We start from the raw sequence: 17,658 nt of genomic DNA, 5'->3' as shown, positions 1-17,658 counted from the left end.
AGGCCACTCGTGACCACCGTCGCACCCAAGCCGGTTGTGACCCGGCCCTGGCCGGTCCGAGAGCCGGTGAAGGGCTCGGCCATCGCGCGGATGCTGCGTACCACGGACGCGAAGCAGATCGGGATCATGTACATGGTCACCGCGTTCGCGTTCTTCATGATCGGTGGCCTGATGGCCCTGATCCTCCGCGCCGAGTTGGCTCGTCCCGGCCTGCAGTTCCTCTCGCCGGAGCAGTACAACCAGCTCTTCACCATGCACGGCACGGTGATGCTGCTCTTCTTCGCGACGCCGATCGTGTTTGCCTTCGCGAACTACGTGGTGCCGCTGCAGATCGGCGCGCCGGACGTGTCGTTCCCCCGGCTGAACAGCTTCGCCTACTGGCTCTTCCTGTTCGGCGGGACGATGGCCGTCGCCGGCTTCCTGACCCCCGGCGGCGCGGCCGACTTCGGCTGGACGGCGTACACGCCGCTGAGCAACGAGGCGCACTCGCCGGGCATCGGCGGCAACCTGTGGGTGGTCGGCCTGGCCGTCTCCGGTCTCGGCTCGATCCTCGGCGCGGTCAACCTGATCACCACGATCCTGACCCTGCGCGCCCCGGGCATGACCATGTTCCGGATGCCGATCTTCACCTGGAACATGCTGGTCACCAGCCTCCTGGTGATCCTGGTCTTCCCGCTGCTCGCCGCCGCGCTCTTCGCGCTCGCCGCCGACCGCATCCTCGGCGCGCACGTCTTCAGCGCCGACACCGGTGGCCCGATGCTGTGGCAGCACCTCTTCTGGTTCTTCGGCCATCCCGAGGTGTACATCATCGCGCTGCCGTTCTTCGGCATCATCACCGAGATCATCCCGGTCTTCTCCCGGAAGCCGATCTTCGGCTACAAGGGCCTGGTCGCCGCGACGATCGCGATCGCCGGTCTGTCGATGAGCGTCTGGGCGCACCACATGTTCGCCACCGGCCAGGTGCTCCTGCCGTTCTTCAGCTTCCTGAGCTTCCTGATCGCCGTGCCGACCGGTATGAAGTTCTTCAACTGGATCGGCACCATGTGGCGGGGCCAGATCAGCTTCGAGACGCCGATGCTCTTCGCGCTCGGCTTCCTGGTCACCTTCCTCTTCGGTGGTCTGACCGGTGTGCTGCTGGCCAGCCCGCCGCTCGACTTCCACCTGCACGACTCGTACTTCGTCGTGGCGCACTTCCACTACGTGCTCTTCGGCACGATCGTGTTCGCCGTCTTCGCCGGCATCTACTTCTGGTTCCCGAAGATGTTCGGCCGGATGCTCGACGAGCGCCTGGGCAAGGTGCACTTCTGGCTGACGATGATCGGCTTCCACACCACGTTCCTGGTGCAGCACTGGCTGGGCAACGAGGGCATGCCCCGGCGGTACGCCGACTACCTGCCCAGCGACGGCTTCACCACGCTGAACATGATCTCCACGATCGGCGCGTTCATCACCGGTATCTCCACCCTGCCGTTCATCTACAACTGCTGGAAGTCGTACAAGACCGGTCCGGTGGTCGAGGTGAACGACCCGTGGGGGCACGGCAACTCGCTGGAGTGGGCCACCACCTGCCCGCCGCCGCTGCGCAACTTCGACCGGATGCCCCGGATCCGCTCGGAGCGGCCGGCGTTCGACGACAAGTTCCCCGAGCTGGCCGCCGGCCAGACGCTGGCCGGACCGCCCGAGGGCGGTGCCAAGCCGCTGACCAGCGAGTCCGACGGTGGGGCCACCTACCAGGAGGACACCGCGAGCGACATCGACCGGAAGAACTGACCGGCGACACACGGCGCGTACCGCGGGCGCCGCACCCCGACCAGGGGTGCGGCGCCCGTCGCGTAGCCGCCCGCCGGAACTGGCCGCGCGCCACCGGACGACGCCGGCATGACGAGGTCGTTTCGGTGGCGTACCCAGCCCGCGTGGTCCGGCGGGACGCAGGTAACACCAGGTAGACCGCCATATCCTGGCTGTGGGATAGTCGCCGCGTGGGCCACGGCATCAAAGTGACAGAGCTGTTCGGCATCGGCACGAAGTACGAGATCGCCTGTAGCCGGCAGCAACGGTTGGCGGTCGTGCATCTCAAGGACGGCCGCCGTGAGCTGTACGCCTTCGAGGCCGGCGGCAACGCGGACGAACCGAGCGCGGTGATCCACCTCGACGAGGAGGAGGCTCGCCGGGTGGCCGCCGTGCTCCTCGGCACCTACTTCCAGGACTGAGCCGACATTGAGCGCCGAACTCGTCGCCCTGGGCGCGGCCGGGGTCGCCGCGGGCCTCCTCGCCCGGGGCGGACGGCGGCTCGCGTTGCCGACGATCCCGGCGTTCATGGCCGCCGGCATCGTCCTCGGCCCGTCGGTGACCGGCGTCATCGACCACCCGGAGGACATCGAGCTGGTCGCCAAGATCGGCCTGGTCGTGCTCCTCTTCCACCTCGGCATCGAGTTCCCCGCCGAGCAGGTCCTCGCCAGCGGCAAACGGATGCTGCTGGCGGCCTTCGGCTACATCGGCCTCAACGTCGGCGGCGGCCTCGCGCTGGGCTTCACCATCGGCTGGGGTACGCCGGAGGCGCTGGTCATCGCCGGTGCGGTGGGCATCTCCTCCTCGGCGATCGTGACGAAACTGCTCGTCGAGCTGAGACGGCTGACCAACGCGGAGACCCCGGTCATCCTCGGGGTCATCGTCGTCGAGGACATCTTCCTCGCGCTGTACCTCGGCTTACTCGGGCCGGTGCTCGGCGGCGCCGACTCCCCGGCCGCGATGCTCGGCGAAGTCGGGCTGACCTTCGGCTTCATCCTCGGGCTGATGCTGCTGGCCCGCTTCGGTGCCCGCGCCGTGCACATGATCGTCCGGTCGGACGAGGACGAGTTGGTCACCGTCATCGCCATCGGACTGGCCATCCTGGTCGCCGGCTTCGCCGAACAACTCGGGGTCTCCGACGCGATCGGTGCGCTGATGATCGGTCTGGTGGTCTCCCGCACCGCGGCGAAGCACCAGATCGAGCGGCTGATCCTGCCGGTCCGGGACGCGTTCGCCGCGATCTTCTTCGTGGTCTTCGGGGCGACCATCCAGCTCGACGCCCTCGGGCCGGTCCTGCTGCCCGTCGCCGCGGCGGTGATGCTGTCCCTGGTGATGAACGTCGTCGGCGGGGTGGTGCTCGCCCGGTCGCATGGCCTCAACCAGCGGTCCGCCGCCAACGCGGCCCTCGTGCTGCTCGGTCGCGGCGAGTTCTCGCTGATCCTGGCCACCCTGGCGATCGGCGCCGGACTGGACGAGCGGATCGGCCCCTTCGTGGCGCTCTACGTGCTGGTGCTCGCCCTCGTCGGGCCGATCCTCGCCGCCCGGTCGCACCGGCTCTCCCTGGTGCTGCCCAACTGGCTGCTTGGCGGCAGCTTCCGTTACGTGGGACAGGAGCCGATGGTGCGAAGTTGCCCGCACACCGACGTGGTGGCCGCCGAGCCGGTCTCGGACGGCTGCGACGACTGCCGCACGCTCGGCGACGAGTGGGTGCACCTGCGGTCCTGCCTGACCTGCGGGTACGTCGGCTGCTGCGACGACTCGAAGAACAAGCACGCCACCCGGCACCACGAGTCGACGCAGCACCCCGCCATCGTCTCGATCGAACCGGGCGAGTCCTGGCGCTACTGCTACGTGGACAGGGTCCTGGCCCCCGGCGTGCGGACCCGGCGGTCGTCCCCACCCGAGCAGTCCCGGCCTGACCAGGCCCCACCCGAGCAGTCCCGGCCCGACCAGGCCCCACCCGAGCAGTCCCGGCCCGACCAGGCCCCACCCGAGCAGTTCCGGCCCGACCAGGCCTGACCGGCCCCGGGTTCAGCCGCTAACCGCCCCACGGCCGACGAGCGGCCGTCCCCGGGGCGCCGGGTCAGCCCCCGGCGGTCGGTCCGGTGAGCGGCAGCAGGACCCGGAAGGTGGTCGACCCCGGCGCCGACTCCACCCTGATGTCCCCATGGTGCTTGCGCACCACGATCCGGTACGAGATGTCCAGGCCCAGGCCGGTCCCCTCGCCGACCGGCTTGGTGGTGAAGAACGGCTCGAAGATCCGGGGCCGGACGTCGGCCGGGATGCCCGGTCCGGTGTCGCCGACCGCCACCACCAGACAGTCGCCGTCCCGGCCCGTCCGCACGGTGAGCGTGCCGGTGTCGCCCATCGCGTCGAGCGCGTTGACGATCAGGTTCGTCCAGACCTGGTTCAGCTCGGCGGCGTACGCCGACACCGGCGGCAGCGCCCGATCGTACTCCCGGACCAGCCGGACGCCCGGCGGGATCTTCGCGCGGAGCATCACCAGGGTCGCGTCCAGCAGCTCGTGCACGTCCACCACCTGGTACGGCGCCCGGTCCAGTTGCGAGTACTGCTTCGCCGCGCCGACCAGGCCGGAGATCCGGCCGACCGCCTCGTCGATCTCCTTCATCAGCAGTTCGGTGTCGACGGTGTAGGTGAGCCAGCGGACCGCGTTCTCCAGGTCCGCCGCCCCGACCGCCGACTCCACCCCGGTCAGCCAGGCGACGTCCAGGCCACCGGCGACCAGCGTCGGCGCGAGGTCCCAGCCGGCGGAGATGTCCCGCTCGTCCAGCCAGTCGGCCAGCTCGTCCTCGGCGTCGCTGGCGGCCAGCGGGGAGAGGGTCGGTGCGTCGGCCACCCGGCGGACCGCCTCCTCCTGCAACGCGACCAGCTGGTGTAGAGCCCGCCCGTCGAGCCGGCCGTCGGCGATCATCGCCAGCTTGTGCCGCATCGCCGCGACCCGTTCGCGTAGCACGGCGGTGGCCCGGACCGCCGCGCCGGCGGGGTTGTTCAGCTCGTGGGTGAGCCCCGCCGAGAGGGAGCCGAGCGCCAGCAGCCGTTCCCGCTCGCCGACCCGGGTGTTGGTGTCCCGCATCCCGATGAAGAGCCCCTCGAGCAGGTGCATCGCCATCGGGAACCAGGACCGGACGGCGTGCGCGAAGGTCTCGGCGGGCAGCACCAGGAAGGTGGCGTCGCCGACGGCCCGCAGCGAGTTGATGTAGACCTGCGGCACCTGGTCGCCCAGGTACGCCTGGGTCGCCCCGCCGTAGACCCCGCGCTGGGCGGTGCGGACGACCTCGACCTCGTCGCCGCGTACCCGGCGGGTCATCGTCACCATGCCGTCGAGCAGGACGTACAGGCAGGTCGCCGGTTCGCCCTCGGTGTAGACGGCGGAACGGGCGCCGCGGGTCTCCACCCGTCCGTGCTCGGCCAGCCAGGCGAGCTGTGCGTCGTCGAGCGACTCGAAGAGGAAGAGCGTGCGCAGTTGCCCGACGGTGGGGCGCTCCCCGTCCCCCGCCGCGCCACCCGGCGGCGGAGCGGGCGGACCCGCCGGCCCCACCGGCGACGGTCCGTCCGGACCCGCCGGCCCCGGTGGTGGCCCGACCCGGCCGGTCGGGTCGTCCGCCCCGCCGGCCGGTGTGGTCACCGGGACTCCAGGTAGCGGTGCACCAGTGAGACGGCCATCGCGCCCTCGCCGACCGCCGAGGCGACCCGTTTGACCGACTCGGCCCGGACGTCCCCGGCGGCGAAGACCCCGGGCATGCTGGTCTCCAGGTGGTACGGGTCCCGCGTCAGGGACCAGCCCGGCGGTCGGCGTCCCCCGGCGACCAGGTCCGGTCCGGTCACCACGAATCCGCGCTCGTCGCGGACCAGGACACCGTCCAGCCAGTCGGTACGGGGCTGCGCGCCGATGAAGATGAACAGCCAGGAGGCGTCCACCTCGCGGGTCTCGCCGCTGCGGGTGTCGGCCAGGGTGAGCCGTTCCAGGTGCTCCGTGCCGGCCCCGGCGGCGACCACGGTGTGCGGGTGCACCACCACCCGGTCGATCCGGTCGAGCTGGTCGATCAGGTACCGGGACATCGAGGCGGTCAGGTCGGCCCCCCGGATCAGCAGGTGCACCCGCTTGGCGTACCGGGAGAAGTGCACCGCCGCCTGCCCGGCGGAGTTCGCCCCGCCGACGATGTAGACCTCCTGGTCGACGCAGCTCGGCGCCTCGGTGGCGGCCGAGCCGTAGAAGACCCCCCGACCGGTCAGCTCGGCCAGGCCGGGCGCGTCCAGCACCCGGTACGACACACCGGTGGCGAGCACCACCGCGTGCGCGGCGATCGTGCTGCCGTCGCCGAAGGTGAGCAGTCGGGCCGACCCGGCCTCGGTCAGCCCGGTCACCTCCCGGGTGGTGAGCAGCTCGGCGCCGAACTTCAGCGCCTGCCGGCGGGCCCGGTCGGTGAGCTGGGCGCCGGACACGCCCTCCGGGAAGCCGAGGTAGTTCTCGATCCGGCTGCTCTGCCCGGCCTGCCCGCCGGTGGCCCGTCGCTCGACCAGCACCGTGCGCAGCCCCTCGGACGCGCCGTAGACCGCCGCGCCGAGCCCGGCCGGTCCGCCACCGACGACCACCAGGTCGTAGAACTCCTCGGTGGGGGCCACCCGGAGGCCGACGAGCGCGGCCAGCTCGGCCTCGGTGGGGCGGGCCAGGTGCGTTCCGTCCGGGGCGATCACCACCGGCACGTCGTCGACGGTCGCGTCGGCCGCCTTCAGCAGCCGGCCGCCCTCCGAGTCGTCGGCGAGCAGCCAACGGTACGGGACCAGGTTGCGGGCCAGGAAGTCCCGGATCGCGAAGGACGGCGCGGACCAGCGGTGCCCGACCACCCGCAGTTCCGCGGCGGCGGCCTCCGGGGTGGTCGCCCAGGCGTCGAGGAGCGTGTCCACCACCGGGTAGAGCTTCTCCTCCGGCGGATGCCAGGGCTTGAGCAGGTAGTGGTCGAGGTCGACCAGGTTGATGGCGTCGATCGCCGCCTCGGTGTCGGCGTACGCGGTGAGCAACACCCGGCGCGCGGCGGGGAAGAGGTCCATCGCCTCCTCGAGGAACTCGATGCCGGTCATCTCGGGCATGCGGTAGTCGGCGACCAGCACCGCCACCTGCTCCCCCCGGAGCTTGAGTTCCCGCAACGTCTCCAGGGCACTGGGGCCGGAGCCGGCGCGGACCACCCGGTAACGGTCGCCGTAACGCCGTCGCATGTCCCGGGCCACGGCACGGGAGACGGCCGGGTCGTCGTCGATGGTGAGGATCACCGGATTCGCCACGCCCCCCATCAAAGCACTCCGGCCGGCGTCGACCCAAAGTGGCGGTGGCCTGCGGATTCAGTGAGCGGAGTCGACCAGTTCGGGGGTCTTCGCGTCGTCCGTCGTCCGGCGCCGGTGGCGCAGCTCCGCCGGCAGCACGACGAGCGCGACCAGGGCGCCGATCAGGCCGATGGCGGCGAAGCCCCAGGCCGGCGTGGTGCGGTCGATGATCGCGCCGGCCAGCGGCGCGCCGATGGCGACGCCGACGGTGATCGCCGACGCGTGCAGCCCCATGGCCTCGCCCCGCACCGGGGCCGGGGCGAGCCGGCTCACCGCGTCGGCGGTGGCGGCAAGCGTCGGCGCGCAGAGCAGCCCGGCCGGAATCAGGGCCAGGGCGAGCAGCCACCACTGCCCTCCGGCCAGGCCGATCGGCACGGTGCAGACGGCCAGCCCGGCCATCAGGGCCAGCGGTGACACCGGGCGGCTGACCGCGCCATAGGCGAAGCCGCCGACCAGGGAGGACGCCGCCCAGAGGCCCAGTACCACCCCCGTCCAGCCGACCTGGCCGTCGTCGCGCAGCGCCGCCACCACCGCCACGTCGGTGCCGCCGAGCACCAGCGTGCACGCGCTGCTGACGGCGAGCACGGCGAGCAGGCGCGGCGTGAGCCACTCCCGGCGGGGGATCCGGCGGGCCGGGCCGGCGGTCTGCTCCCCGGCGGCCCGTACCGGCGGGTTCAGCACCAGCAGCGCGAGCCCGGCGGCGACGATGCCGCCGCCCACCGCCCAGAGGGTGATCCGGGGCGCGATGGCGGTGGCCAGCGCCACGCCCAGTGCCGGGCCCACCATGAACGACAGCTCCACCGACATCGAGTCCAGCGCGTACGCCGGCCGGCGGTGCTCGGGCGGCACCATCGCGGCGATGCACTGCCGGATCACCGAGGAGAGCGGCAGGGCGAGCAGCCCGGCCAGGAACGCCGCCGGCAGCAGCAGCCCGTACGTCAGGTGCGGCGCGGTCGTCCAGAACAGCGCCTCGCCGGCCGTGGTGAGGACCAGGACCAGGGTCAGGCCCCGCCGGTCGACCAGCCGGCCCAGCAGCGGGGCGCCGAGCGCCGCGCCGACGGTCAGCGCCGCGCCGACCAGGCCCGCCGCGCCGTATCCCCGGTCGAGGTCGAGCAGGACGTAGAAGGTGAGCGCGATGCCTGCCGCGGTGTGCGGGATGCGGGCCAGCACCGCCACGAGCAGCAGCGACCGGATACCGGGCACCGCGAGGGCGTCCCGGTAGGGCGTGAGATTCATGACGGCGGGCACCTCCGCCGTCCATCGTCGGTCGAGGGTCTGACAGGAGCCACCTGTTTACCGGGTCATGCGGTCGGCATCACAGGCCCGCCGTGCAGGGTGACCCCCGCGCCCTCCATGGCCCGCAACGCCACGTCGGTGGTGGCCGGCGCGACGGCGGCGGTCAGTTCCAGCAGCACGGTGGTGGCGAAGCCCTCCCGGGCGGCGTCGAGCGCGGTGGCCCGGACGCAGTGGTCGGTGGCGATGCCGACCACGTCGACCCGGTCCACGTCGTGCCGGCGCAGCCAGTCGGCCAGGCACTCGCCGTCGGCGGCGTGCCCCTCGAAGCCCGAGTACGCCGCGGCGTACTCCCCCTTGTGGAAGATCGCCTCGACCCGGGAGGTGTCCAGCCCCGGGTGGAACTCCGAGCCCGGGGTGCCGACCACGCAGTGCCGGGGCCAGCACTCCACGAAGTCCGGCGGGTCCCCGAAGTGCGCGCCCGGGTCGACGTGGTAGTCCTTCGTGGCGACCACGTGGTCCCAGCGGTCGGGTTCGGTGGCGAGCAGCCGGGAGATCCCGGCCGCGACGCCGGCCCCGCCCGCGACCGCGAGCGAGCCGCCCTCGCAGAAGTCGTTCTGCACGTCCACGATGATCAGTGCGTTGGCCATCGAAGCGTTCCTTTCCGGGGTGTGGTCAGCCGGCGGGTACGACGGTGACGGGGACCGCCGGGTCCCCGGCGGAGAGCTTCAGCCCCTCCCAGGGGATCGAGATCAGGCACTGCCGCAGGTGCTCCCGCGACTCGTCCAGCCGGGGCAGGTCGACCGGCTCGCCGTCGACCACGTACGACCGCTGGAGCAGCCGGTCGTGCGGCGCGTGGTCCGGCACCCCCTGCGGGACGACGACCTCCTCGGTGGCGGTGCCGGTCGGCTTGTGCCGGCGGACCGCGACCTTGCGTCCGCCGATGGTGGCCTTCTGCTCGGAGCGCTTGACCACCGGCCGCCCCTCCACCTCGACCAGCTTGTAGACCAGCCCGGCGGTGGGCGCGCCCGAGCCGGTGACCACGGCGGTGCCCGCGCCGTACATGTCGACCGGCTCGGCGGCGAGCGCGGCGATGGCGTACTCGTCCAGGTCACCGGAGACGATGATCTTGGTCTCGGTGGCGCCGAGCGAGTCGAGCAGCTCGCGGGACTGCTGGGCGATCACCGCCAGGTCGCCGGAGTCGATCCGGACCGCCCGCAGCTCCGTCCCGGCCACCGCGATCGCGTTGCGGATGCCCTGGCTGATGTCGTACGTGTCCACCAGCAGCGTGGTGTCCTTGCCCAGCGTCGCCACCTGCGAGGCGAACGCGGCCCGCTCGTCGTCGTGCAGCAGGGTGAAGGCGTGCGCCGCGGTGCCGGCGGTGGGTATGCCGTACCGCTGCCCGGCGGCCAGGTTCGAGGTGAACGCGAAACCGGCCAGGTACGCGGACCGGGCGGCGGCCACCGCCGCCTCCTCGTGCGCCCGCCGGGAGCCCATCTCGATCAGCGTCCGGCCCCGGGCGGCGGTCACCATCCGGGCCGCCGCGGCAGCCACCGCGCAGTCGTGGTTGAGCACCGACAGCACCAGCGTCTCCAGCACCACGCACTCGGCGAAACCGCCCGAGACGGTCAGGATCGGGGAGCCGGGGAAGAACAGGTCGCCCTCGGCGTACCCGTCGACGTCGCCGGTGAAGCGGTACCGGGACAGCCAGTCGGCCGCCGCCTCGTCGACCACCCCGGTCCGGCGGAGGAAGTCCACCTCCGCCTCGTCGAACCGGAAGTCGCGGATCAGCTCGACCAGCCGGGCGGTGCCGGCGACCACGCCGTACCGGCGGCCGGCCGGCAGTCGCCGGCTGAACACCTCGAAGACGCAGCGCCGGTCGGCGGTGCCGTCCCGCAGGGCGGCGCTGACCATGGTCAGCTCGTAGTGGTCGGTCAGCAGCGCGGGGCGAAGGGTGCTCACGACCCCAGCCTAGAGTTCAGTGCGCAACCCCGTCCTCGTGGCCCGGGATGCAGCGCAACGCGGCCCGCAGCTCGGGCCGCCCGGCGATGCCCAGCTTGCCGTAGACCCGCTGGAGATGGTTCTCCACCGTGCGCGGCGACAGGAACAGCTGCTCGGCGATCCGGCGACTCGCCACGCCGTCGGCGGCGAGCCGGGCGATCTGCCACTCCCGGTGGGTCAGCGCCGGCTGCCCGAGCCGCAGCGCCGGCGTCCGCAGCTGGTCGCAGCGGCCCAGCAGGTCACCGAGGCGGTCGTGGGCGGCCCCGGCGGTCGCCGCCCGCTGCCGCCGCAACCGGTGCAGCGCCAGGGCCGCCGCCTCGGCGGCGAAGACGTTCAGCTCGCGGTCGGCGAACCCGTCGGCGACGGCCAGCAGGTCGTCCGGGGACCCGCTGGCCACCGCCCGCGCGTGCCGGGCCAGCAGCGGTGGCAGCACGCCGTCCACCTGTTCGGTCAGCTCGGTCAACCGCTGGGCGACCGTGCGTCGTTGCCCGTCGGAACAGAGCGGGCCGACCGGGAGCGCCGCCTGGTCCAGCCGGACCAGGTCGTGCAGGGCCAGCACCTCGTGCCCGGCGAAACCGTCCTCCCGCAACCGGTCGGCCAGCTCGGCGAGGTGCTTCACCGCGCCGGCCAGGTCGCCGGTGACCGCGAGCACCGCGCCGCGCGCCTGCTCCAGCCACGGGTAGAGCACGGCCATCCCCGGCGAGTGGGTACGGTCGGCGTCCGCCATCGCCTCGGCGGCCCCGACGGCGTCACCGCGCAGCGCCGCCGCCTGGGCCCGTTCGGCGTGGGCCAGCCCGGCGTAGACACCACTGCTGGTCAACACCGCGCAGGCGCTCAGGCTGGTCTTGAGCGCCTCGGCGCTGCGCCCGCGCAGCCGGGCCGCGTACGCCTGGAGGATGCCGAGGTAACCGGTGCCGAGGCGGAAGTCGCCGGCCCCGGCCAGGTCGGCGAACTCGTCGACCACGATGGCGTCGATGCCGGCGAGTTCCCCGGCGAGCATCAGCCGGGTGCCCCGGGCCAGTTCCAGCGCCAGTTGCAGGTACGGCATGTCGCCCCGCCACTGGTCGGCCTCCGCCTCCACCGCGGCGATCGCCGCCGCGCTGAGCGCCAGCCGGCCCTGGGCGGCCTGGAGGTGGGCGATCGTGCACCGGGCCAGTTCCCGGGAGGCCACCCCGGCGGCCGGACGGTCCAGCACCGCACAGCTCAGCCGCTGGGCGGCGGCCAGGTCGAGGCGGTGCAGCCGCATGATCGCCTCGAACGCGCGGACCCGGGTCTGGTCGGCGATGTCGGTCAGCTCCGCCGCCCGCACCGCCATCTCCTCCACCGTGGACTCCTGGCGCAGCCCCCAGTAGCTGACCATGCCCCGGACGGTCAGCCACCGGCTGTACCGGTCGTCGGCGTCGAGCTGGCCGGCGACCGCGTCGAGCACGTCGAGCGCCTCCTCCGGCCGGTCGGCGAACATCAGGATGGTGGCCAGCAGCTCGGCGGCGGCGTACCCGCCGTCGGCCTCCACCGCCGCGCGGGCCAGCCGGGTCGCCAGCGGCACGTCGTACCGGGCAAAGGCCTGGACGGCCGCGCCGAGCAGCAGCGCCGGATCCTGCGCGGTGCCGGAGTCGAGCCGCCACACCGCCACCCGCAGCAGGTCGTCCCGGCGGCGCTTGCCCGCCGCCTCGATCAGGTCGGCGAGCTGGGCCCGCAACCGCCGGGTCCGGCTGACCGGGCATCCCCGGCGCATCACCTCGCCGTAGAGCGGGTGCGCCAGCCGGACGTCGAGCCGCCGGTCGTCGCGGACCACGGTGATCAGGCCGCGTTCCTCGGCGGTCTCCACGGCGGCCGGGTCGGCGGCCCGGTTGAGCAGCTCCAGCCCGAGCGGCTCGCCGAAGGCGGCCAGCTCGACCACCGTCCGGACGCCCGGGGTGAGCTGCCCGATCCGGACGCCGATCAGGTCGGTGAGGCTGGGCGCCAGCTCCAGCCGACCGGTCCAGCGCCAGATGCCGTACGTCTCACGCAGCTCGCCGCTGCCGAGCGCGGCGAACACCAGCTCCCGCAGCAGCAGCGGGTTGCCCTCGGAGAGCCGCCAGAGCCGGTCCGCCGAGCACGATTCCACCGGACCGCCGAGGATGGCGGTGAGCAGCCCGGTGGTGTCGGCCAGGCCGAGCGGTGCCAGCTCGGCGTGGTCCACCAGGTCGTCGGTCCAGAGCGCGCGGATCGGCAGCGGCACCTGCTCGCCGTTGCGCAGCGTGCCCAGCACGGTGGCGTTGTCCATCCGGGCGATCAGGTGCACCAGCGCGGCCGAGGGCGGGTCCAGCAGGTGCGCGTCGTCCACCGCCAGCACGATCGGCCGTCCGGCGGCCTGCTGCCGTAGCGCGCCGACCGCCCAGCGCAGGACACCGGCGGGGGAGAGCCCCCGGGGTTGCTCGGTCGGCAGGACCTGCACGAGTCCACCGAACGGGATGGTGGCGGTGGTGGCGCTGGCCGCCACCACCCAGATCGCGTACCGGTCGGTGGGCAGCGCCGCGACGCCCTCCCGCAGCAGCCGGCTCTTGCCGATGCCGGCGGTTCCACTGAGGAACAGGCCCCGTCCCCCGCCCCCGGTCACCGCGGACAGCAGACGGTCCAGGTCCTCCGTCCGGCCGATGAACTCCCACCGACTCATCGGGGCAGCATATCCATCGGATTCGCTCTGCGCGCAGCCCGTCACCGAGTGAAGTTGAGTAGCCCTCCCGTTACCCCTGAGTATCGAAACGCACAGTTCTGGGATGGTTTCCGGCCGTAGTCTTCCGGCGTTCGACTCCACCAGCCGAACGCGTTGCCGGCGCGTCCCGCCGGTTCGACTCGTCAGGGAGGCCGTCCACGATGACGCCACGTCCTCGGCGGGGCGACGGCGAGCCGGACGGGACGGGTGGTGCGGACACCGACCCCGGCGACTCCCGGCCGGCGGACGCCCCCGACGCCCCGGCTGGCCCGGACGCTCTGACTGGCCCGGACGTTCTGGCTGGCCCGGATGCTCTGGCTGGCCCGGACGCTCTGGCTGGCCCGGACGCCCCGGCCGGGCCGGTGGGCCGGCGGTGCGCCGGGCCGTCGGCGACCGCCCCACCCCGGGTGGCGGCGGACGAGCCGCTGGCCGTGATCGCCACCGGTCCGGCCGGAGCGGCCCGGCGGGACGTGCTCGCCGCGCTGCTCGACGTGACGCCGCCGACCGTGCCGATGCCGGACGACAGCTACCTGGTGGCCCGGTACGCCCCGGAGCCCACCCGGGTCGCCTTCGTGCCCGGCTACCGGCAGCCGCACGCCTACGCGACCGATGTGCTGGCCGCCGGACCGGCGTTCCCCCGGCCGCCGCGCCGGGTCGAACTGCACCTGCCCGCGCCACTGCTACGACACGTGGCGCTGGTCGGCGCGCCGGACACCGATGGGCTGGGGACCGCCGGGGCCCGGGTGCTGCGCGAGGCCGCCGGCCGGGGCGGCGCGGTGCTCGTCGTCGTCTCCGCCGACCAGGTGTTCACCGGGGCGGAGCTGGAGTTGTTGAGCGAAGCCGTCCGCGCGGGTCTCGCGGTCTTCTTCGTGGTCACCCCGGGAACGACCGGGTGGCACGGCGACGTCGCACCGGTCGCGCCGGACCCGACGACGGCTCGGGCCGACGATGCGGCTCGGGCGGAGGACACGGCTCCGGCCGACGATGCGGCTCGGGCCGACGACACGGCTCCGGCTGCCGGCGGGCGACCTGTCACCGGTATGTCACCGTCCGACCCGGTCGGGCTGGCCGTGCAGACGCAGCGTGCGGCGCTGCTCGCGGTCGTCCCCGAGCTGGCCGCCGCACCCTGGTTCCCGTTCCGGCCCGGTGACGTCCGGGCGCTCCGGCGGGCCCTGGTCGTCTGGGCGGCCGAGGAGGGACCGCGCCGGCTCGCCACCGCCGTGCCGGCCGTGCCGCACCGCACCGTGCCGGTGGCACCGGACGCGCACCGCCGTGACTGGGCCGACGGGCTCGACCGGCGGGCCCGCGCGCATACCCAGCGGATCCGTCAACGCCTCAGCCTCGAACTGGCCCACATCCACCTGCGTGCGGTGCAGGAGATCGTCTTCGGGTCCGGCTGCGTCGGGCTGCCGCGCCTGCTCGACCGGGAGGTGCACGCGCTGTCCCAGCTCGCGACCGCCGCGTGCGACCGGGCGGTGGAGCGGATGGTGCGCGACACCGGTGCCGAGGTCTTCGGCGCGCTGCCGGACGACGCGACATACCGCCGGATGTGCGCCGCCGTCCGGTCGGTCCTGGCCGGGCAGCGGTCCGACCGGAGCCTGGAGCGGGTGCTGCTGGTCACCAGTGCCGGCGACCTCACCGAGGTGACCGGAACCGGCGCGCTGGCCGCGCTCGACGGGCACCCGGGCGCGCCGCGCACCGCGGTCCTGCCGCCGGTCGCGGTGGCCGTCGCCGGTGGTTGCTACCTGCACTTCTGGGGGCCAGGCAGTACCGACCCGGGTGGCGCGCGGTCCTGGCTCCAGCACGTGCTGCGCGAACTCGACCGGGAGTTGCAGCGCGAGATCTCCCACCGGGTCGAGGCGGTCCGCCGGGCGCTGGGCGTGGTGCTCGCCGAGGCCGTCGACCACGGAATCCTGCTCACCTGACCATGCGGCGGAGCGGTTTTCCGGCCTGCGGGCGGGAGTCGGAGGAGGGCGATCCGGGTACCGATCCGGATCCCGCTGGCGTTCCGGTTCATCGCAATCGGCAATCCGGTGGCACGATGGGTGGCATGGCGGCTCCACAGGTGGCACCGGTCGAGACGCCGGGCACCGAAGAGGTGCCGGTCTCGGACCGGCCATGGGTGACGATCGTGTGGGACGACCCGGTCAACCTGATGACGTACGTGACCTGGGTCTTCCAGAAGCTCTTCGGATACAGCCGGGAGAAGGCCGAGCAACTGATGTTGGATGTGCACCACAAGGGTCGGGCCGTGGTCTCCACCGGCGCGCGGGAGCGGATGGAGCACGACGCGTCGCAGCTGCACGCGTACGGGCTCTGGGCGACGGTGGATCGTTCGTGAGCATGTTCCGTCGCCGGGGCGGCCGGTATGTCGCCACCTTCGCCGTGGACGAGGTCCGGGTGCTCCGCAAGGTCGCCTCCGAGGTGGTCGGCCTGCTCACCGACGGTTTCGACCACGACGACCCGGTGGTGGGGCGACTCTTCCCCGACGTCTACGCCGACGACCCGGCCAGTTCCGCGGAGGTCCGCCGGTACACCGAGGGCGACCTGAAGACCGCCAAGATCGACCAGGCCGGCGCGATCCTCGCCGCCCTGCCCGGCAACGAGGGCGGCGAAGTGCGCCTGGACGCCGAGGCGGCCGAGGCGTGGCTGCGGGCGCTCAACGACGCCCGGCTGGCGATGGGGGTCCGGCTCGGCGTCAAGGAGGGTACGGATCTCGGTGAGGAACTCGACGACGCCGTCGCCGCCGACCCGTCCTCGACCCGGGTGTTCCAGCTCTCGGTCTACGCGTACCTCGGCTACCTCCAGGAGTCGTTGCTCAACGCCCTGATCGACTGACCGCCCGCCCGTCCGCCCGAGGTGGTAGCAGGGGACCCTTGTTACCGCTTTCTGATGAGCAGGGGTCCCCTGCTACCACCAATCGCCTACCGCCCACCACCAATCGCCCACCGCCGCCCGCCGGCCCCCGGTAGGGAAGTGCCGGCGCGTGGCCGGGAGCGACAGCGGCGCGGTAGCCGTGGGCGGCGGCGCGGCAGCCGTGGGTTAGCCGGCGGCGTTCAGCGCGGCGATCTCCCGCTCGTCGAGGACCAGGTCCGCGGCGGCGGCCGAGTCGCGGATGGTCTCCGGCCGGCTCGCGCCGGGAATCGGCACGACCACCGGGGCGAGGGCGAGCTGCCAGGCCAGGCAGACCTGCTGCGGGCTCACTCCGCGCTCCTCGGCGATCCGGGCGAACGCGGCGAACCGGTCACCGAGCCCGCCGGCCCGTCCGATCCCGCCCAGCGGCGACCAGGGCAGGAACGCCAGGCCGAGTTCGGCGCAGAGGCGCAGCTCGGGTTCGCTGTCGCGGTAGGCCGGGGAGAACTGGTTCTGCACCGACACCAGGTGGTCGCCGAGGATCTGGCGGGCCTGACGGATCTGCTCGGGGTCGGCGTTGGAGATGCCGGCCATCCGGATCTTGCCGGCGTCGGCCAGCTCCCGCAGCGCGCCGATCGACTCCGCGTACGGCACCTGGGGGTCGGGGCGGTGGAACTGGTAGAGCCCGATCGCGTCCACCCCGAGGCGGGCCAGCGACGCCTCGCAGGCCGCCCGGAGATGCTCGGGCGAACCGTCCAGCCCCCACGCGTCGCCGCCGGGGCGGGTGTGTCCGCCCTTGGTGGCGACCAGCACCCCGGAGGTGTCCCCGCCGTACGACGCCAGCGCCCGGGCGATCAGCGACTCGTTGTGCCCGACGTCCTCCGCGCCCAGGGCGTACGCGTCGGCGGTGTCGACCAGCGTGACGCCCGCGTCGAGCGCGGCGTGGATGGTCCGGACGGCACGGTCGGTGTCCGGGCGTCCGGTCACCGACATCGGCATCGCGCCGAGCCCGATGGCGCTCACCTCGACCGGTCCGATGCGGCGGTGCTGCATGGTGGTCCTCCTCGTTCTGCTTCTGCCGGTTCCCACCGGCCGGGCGGGTCGTCCCGCTGACCGGACAGCATGCCCGGTGCAGTCCGCCCTGTCCGACAGCGTCCCCGCTCGGGCCGTGGGGGAAACCGGGCCGGTGGGCGGGGGTGAAGGTGACGGCTGCCACCTTCGGTCCGGTCCGATCAGGCGCTAGGCTGAGAGGCGTGCTGAGCATCGACCGGTCGATCGTCGACGCGATCGTCGCGCACGCCCGCCGGGACCACCCGGACGAGGCGTGCGGTGTCGTCGCCGGCCCCGCCGGCAGTGACACCCCGACCCGGCACATCCCGATGGACAACGCCGCCCGCTCGATGACGTTCTACGAGTTCGACTCGATGGAGCAGTTGCGGGTCTGGCGCGAGATGGACGACCGCGACGAGGAGCCGGTCGTCATCTACCACTCGCACACCGCGACCGAGGCGTACCCGTCCCGCACGGACGTGTCGTTCGCCGGTGAGCCGGGAGCGCACTACCTGCTCGTCTCCACCCGTGACCCCGACACGGAGGAGATCCGCTCCTTCCGCATCGTGGACGGCGTGGTCACCGAGGAGCAGGTCCGGATCGAGGATGCCACCGTGGACCCGCACGCCGTCCAGTCCTACATGTTCGGGCAGAGCCCGGCGACGGTCGACTACGAGTGTTCCGACCGCTGAGCAGTT

General features: G+C 73.1%; 14 protein-coding genes. 7 read left to right on the top strand and 7 right to left on the bottom strand.

All coding sequences use genetic code 11. The features are described 5' to 3' along the window. The first annotated feature begins 9 nt into the window (after window positions 1-9). The 3 genes from ctaD (at window position 10) to GA0070618_RS03935 (ending at window position 3,807) form a co-directional block, all read left to right on the top strand. A complete protein-coding gene (gene ctaD / locus GA0070618_RS03945; RefSeq protein ID WP_088980408.1) occupies window positions 10-1,770 on the top strand; it encodes an aa3-type cytochrome oxidase subunit I in 1,761 nt (586 codons plus the stop codon). Between the two features lie 227 nt (window positions 1,771-1,997). Next, complete coding sequence (locus GA0070618_RS03940; RefSeq protein WP_231931596.1) at window positions 1,998-2,210, top strand: potassium transporter TrkA; 213 nt, start codon at window positions 1,998-2,000, stop codon at window positions 2,208-2,210. A gap of 7 nt (window positions 2,211-2,217) precedes the next feature. Beyond that, window positions 2,218-3,807, top strand: coding sequence for a cation:proton antiporter domain-containing protein (locus tag GA0070618_RS03935; protein WP_143740221.1), 1,590 nt, complete (start codon window positions 2,218-2,220; stop codon window positions 3,805-3,807). 64 nt (window positions 3,808-3,871) lie between these two features. Here the strand turns inward: GA0070618_RS03935 and GA0070618_RS03930 are convergent, their stop codons facing one another. The 6 genes from GA0070618_RS03930 to GA0070618_RS03905 form a co-directional block, all read right to left on the bottom strand. Further along, window positions 3,872-5,434 (bottom strand): ATP-binding protein, encoded by a 1,563-nt coding sequence (locus GA0070618_RS03930; protein WP_231931595.1) that lies wholly within the window; start codon window positions 5,432-5,434, stop codon window positions 3,872-3,874. Beyond that, window positions 5,431-7,089, bottom strand: coding sequence for an NAD(P)/FAD-dependent oxidoreductase (locus tag GA0070618_RS03925; protein WP_197701717.1), 1,659 nt, complete (start codon window positions 7,087-7,089; stop codon window positions 5,431-5,433). Before GA0070618_RS03925 ends, GA0070618_RS03930 begins: the two co-directional genes overlap by 4 nt. A 57-nt stretch (window positions 7,090-7,146) precedes the next feature. Next, window positions 7,147-8,364 carry an MFS transporter gene (locus GA0070618_RS03920; RefSeq protein ID WP_088980405.1) on the bottom strand — a complete coding sequence of 406 codons (1,218 nt, stop codon included), beginning with the start codon at window positions 8,362-8,364 and terminating at the stop codon, window positions 7,147-7,149. 65 nt (window positions 8,365-8,429) lie between these two features. Then, window positions 8,430-9,011, bottom strand: a complete 582-nt coding sequence (locus GA0070618_RS03915; RefSeq protein ID WP_088980404.1) for an isochorismatase family protein — start codon at window positions 9,009-9,011, stop codon at window positions 8,430-8,432. 25 nt (window positions 9,012-9,036) lie between these two features. Next, window positions 9,037-10,323 carry a nicotinate phosphoribosyltransferase gene (locus GA0070618_RS03910; protein WP_088980403.1) on the bottom strand — a complete coding sequence of 429 codons (1,287 nt, stop codon included), beginning with the start codon at window positions 10,321-10,323 and terminating at the stop codon, window positions 9,037-9,039. Between the two features lie 16 nt (window positions 10,324-10,339). Beyond that, window positions 10,340-13,018: a LuxR C-terminal-related transcriptional regulator gene (locus GA0070618_RS03905; protein WP_088980402.1), complete on the bottom strand. Its 2,679-nt coding sequence runs from the start codon at window positions 13,016-13,018 to the stop codon at window positions 10,340-10,342. Between the two features lie 200 nt (window positions 13,019-13,218). On the opposite strand from GA0070618_RS03905, the gene GA0070618_RS33885 reads away from it, so the two are divergent. The 3 genes from GA0070618_RS33885 (at window position 13,219) to GA0070618_RS03890 (ending at window position 15,895) form a co-directional block, all read left to right on the top strand. After that, on the top strand, window positions 13,219-14,982 hold the full coding sequence (locus GA0070618_RS33885) for a hypothetical protein (protein WP_088980401.1): 1,764 nt from the start codon (window positions 13,219-13,221) through the stop codon (window positions 14,980-14,982). Window positions 14,983-15,107: 125 nt separating this feature from the next. Further along, window positions 15,108-15,398, top strand: a complete 291-nt coding sequence (gene clpS, locus GA0070618_RS03895) for an ATP-dependent Clp protease adapter ClpS (RefSeq protein ID WP_088980400.1) — start codon at window positions 15,108-15,110, stop codon at window positions 15,396-15,398. Window positions 15,399-15,400: 2 nt separating this feature from the next. After that, window positions 15,401-15,895: a DUF2017 domain-containing protein gene (locus GA0070618_RS03890; RefSeq protein WP_172900365.1), complete on the top strand. Its 495-nt coding sequence runs from the start codon at window positions 15,401-15,403 to the stop codon at window positions 15,893-15,895. 204 nt (window positions 15,896-16,099) lie between these two features. Here the strand turns inward: GA0070618_RS03890 and GA0070618_RS03885 are convergent, their stop codons facing one another. Beyond that, a complete protein-coding gene (locus GA0070618_RS03885; protein ID WP_088980398.1) occupies window positions 16,100-16,963 on the bottom strand; it encodes an aldo/keto reductase in 864 nt (287 codons plus the stop codon). Between the two features lie 200 nt (window positions 16,964-17,163). Here GA0070618_RS03885 and GA0070618_RS03880 point away from each other — a divergent pair, with 200 nt between their 5' ends. Continuing rightward, window positions 17,164-17,652, top strand: a complete 489-nt coding sequence (locus tag GA0070618_RS03880) for a M67 family metallopeptidase (RefSeq protein ID WP_088980397.1) — start codon at window positions 17,164-17,166, stop codon at window positions 17,650-17,652. Window positions 17,653-17,658 lie beyond the last annotated feature (6 nt).

The organism is Micromonospora echinospora (assembly GCF_900091495.1).
In the GTDB taxonomy this organism is placed as follows: Bacteria; Actinomycetota; Actinomycetes; order Mycobacteriales; family Micromonosporaceae; genus Micromonospora; species Micromonospora echinospora.
Note: the sequence above shows the minus strand (reverse complement) of the source record. Positions and strands in the feature narration are given on the sequence as shown.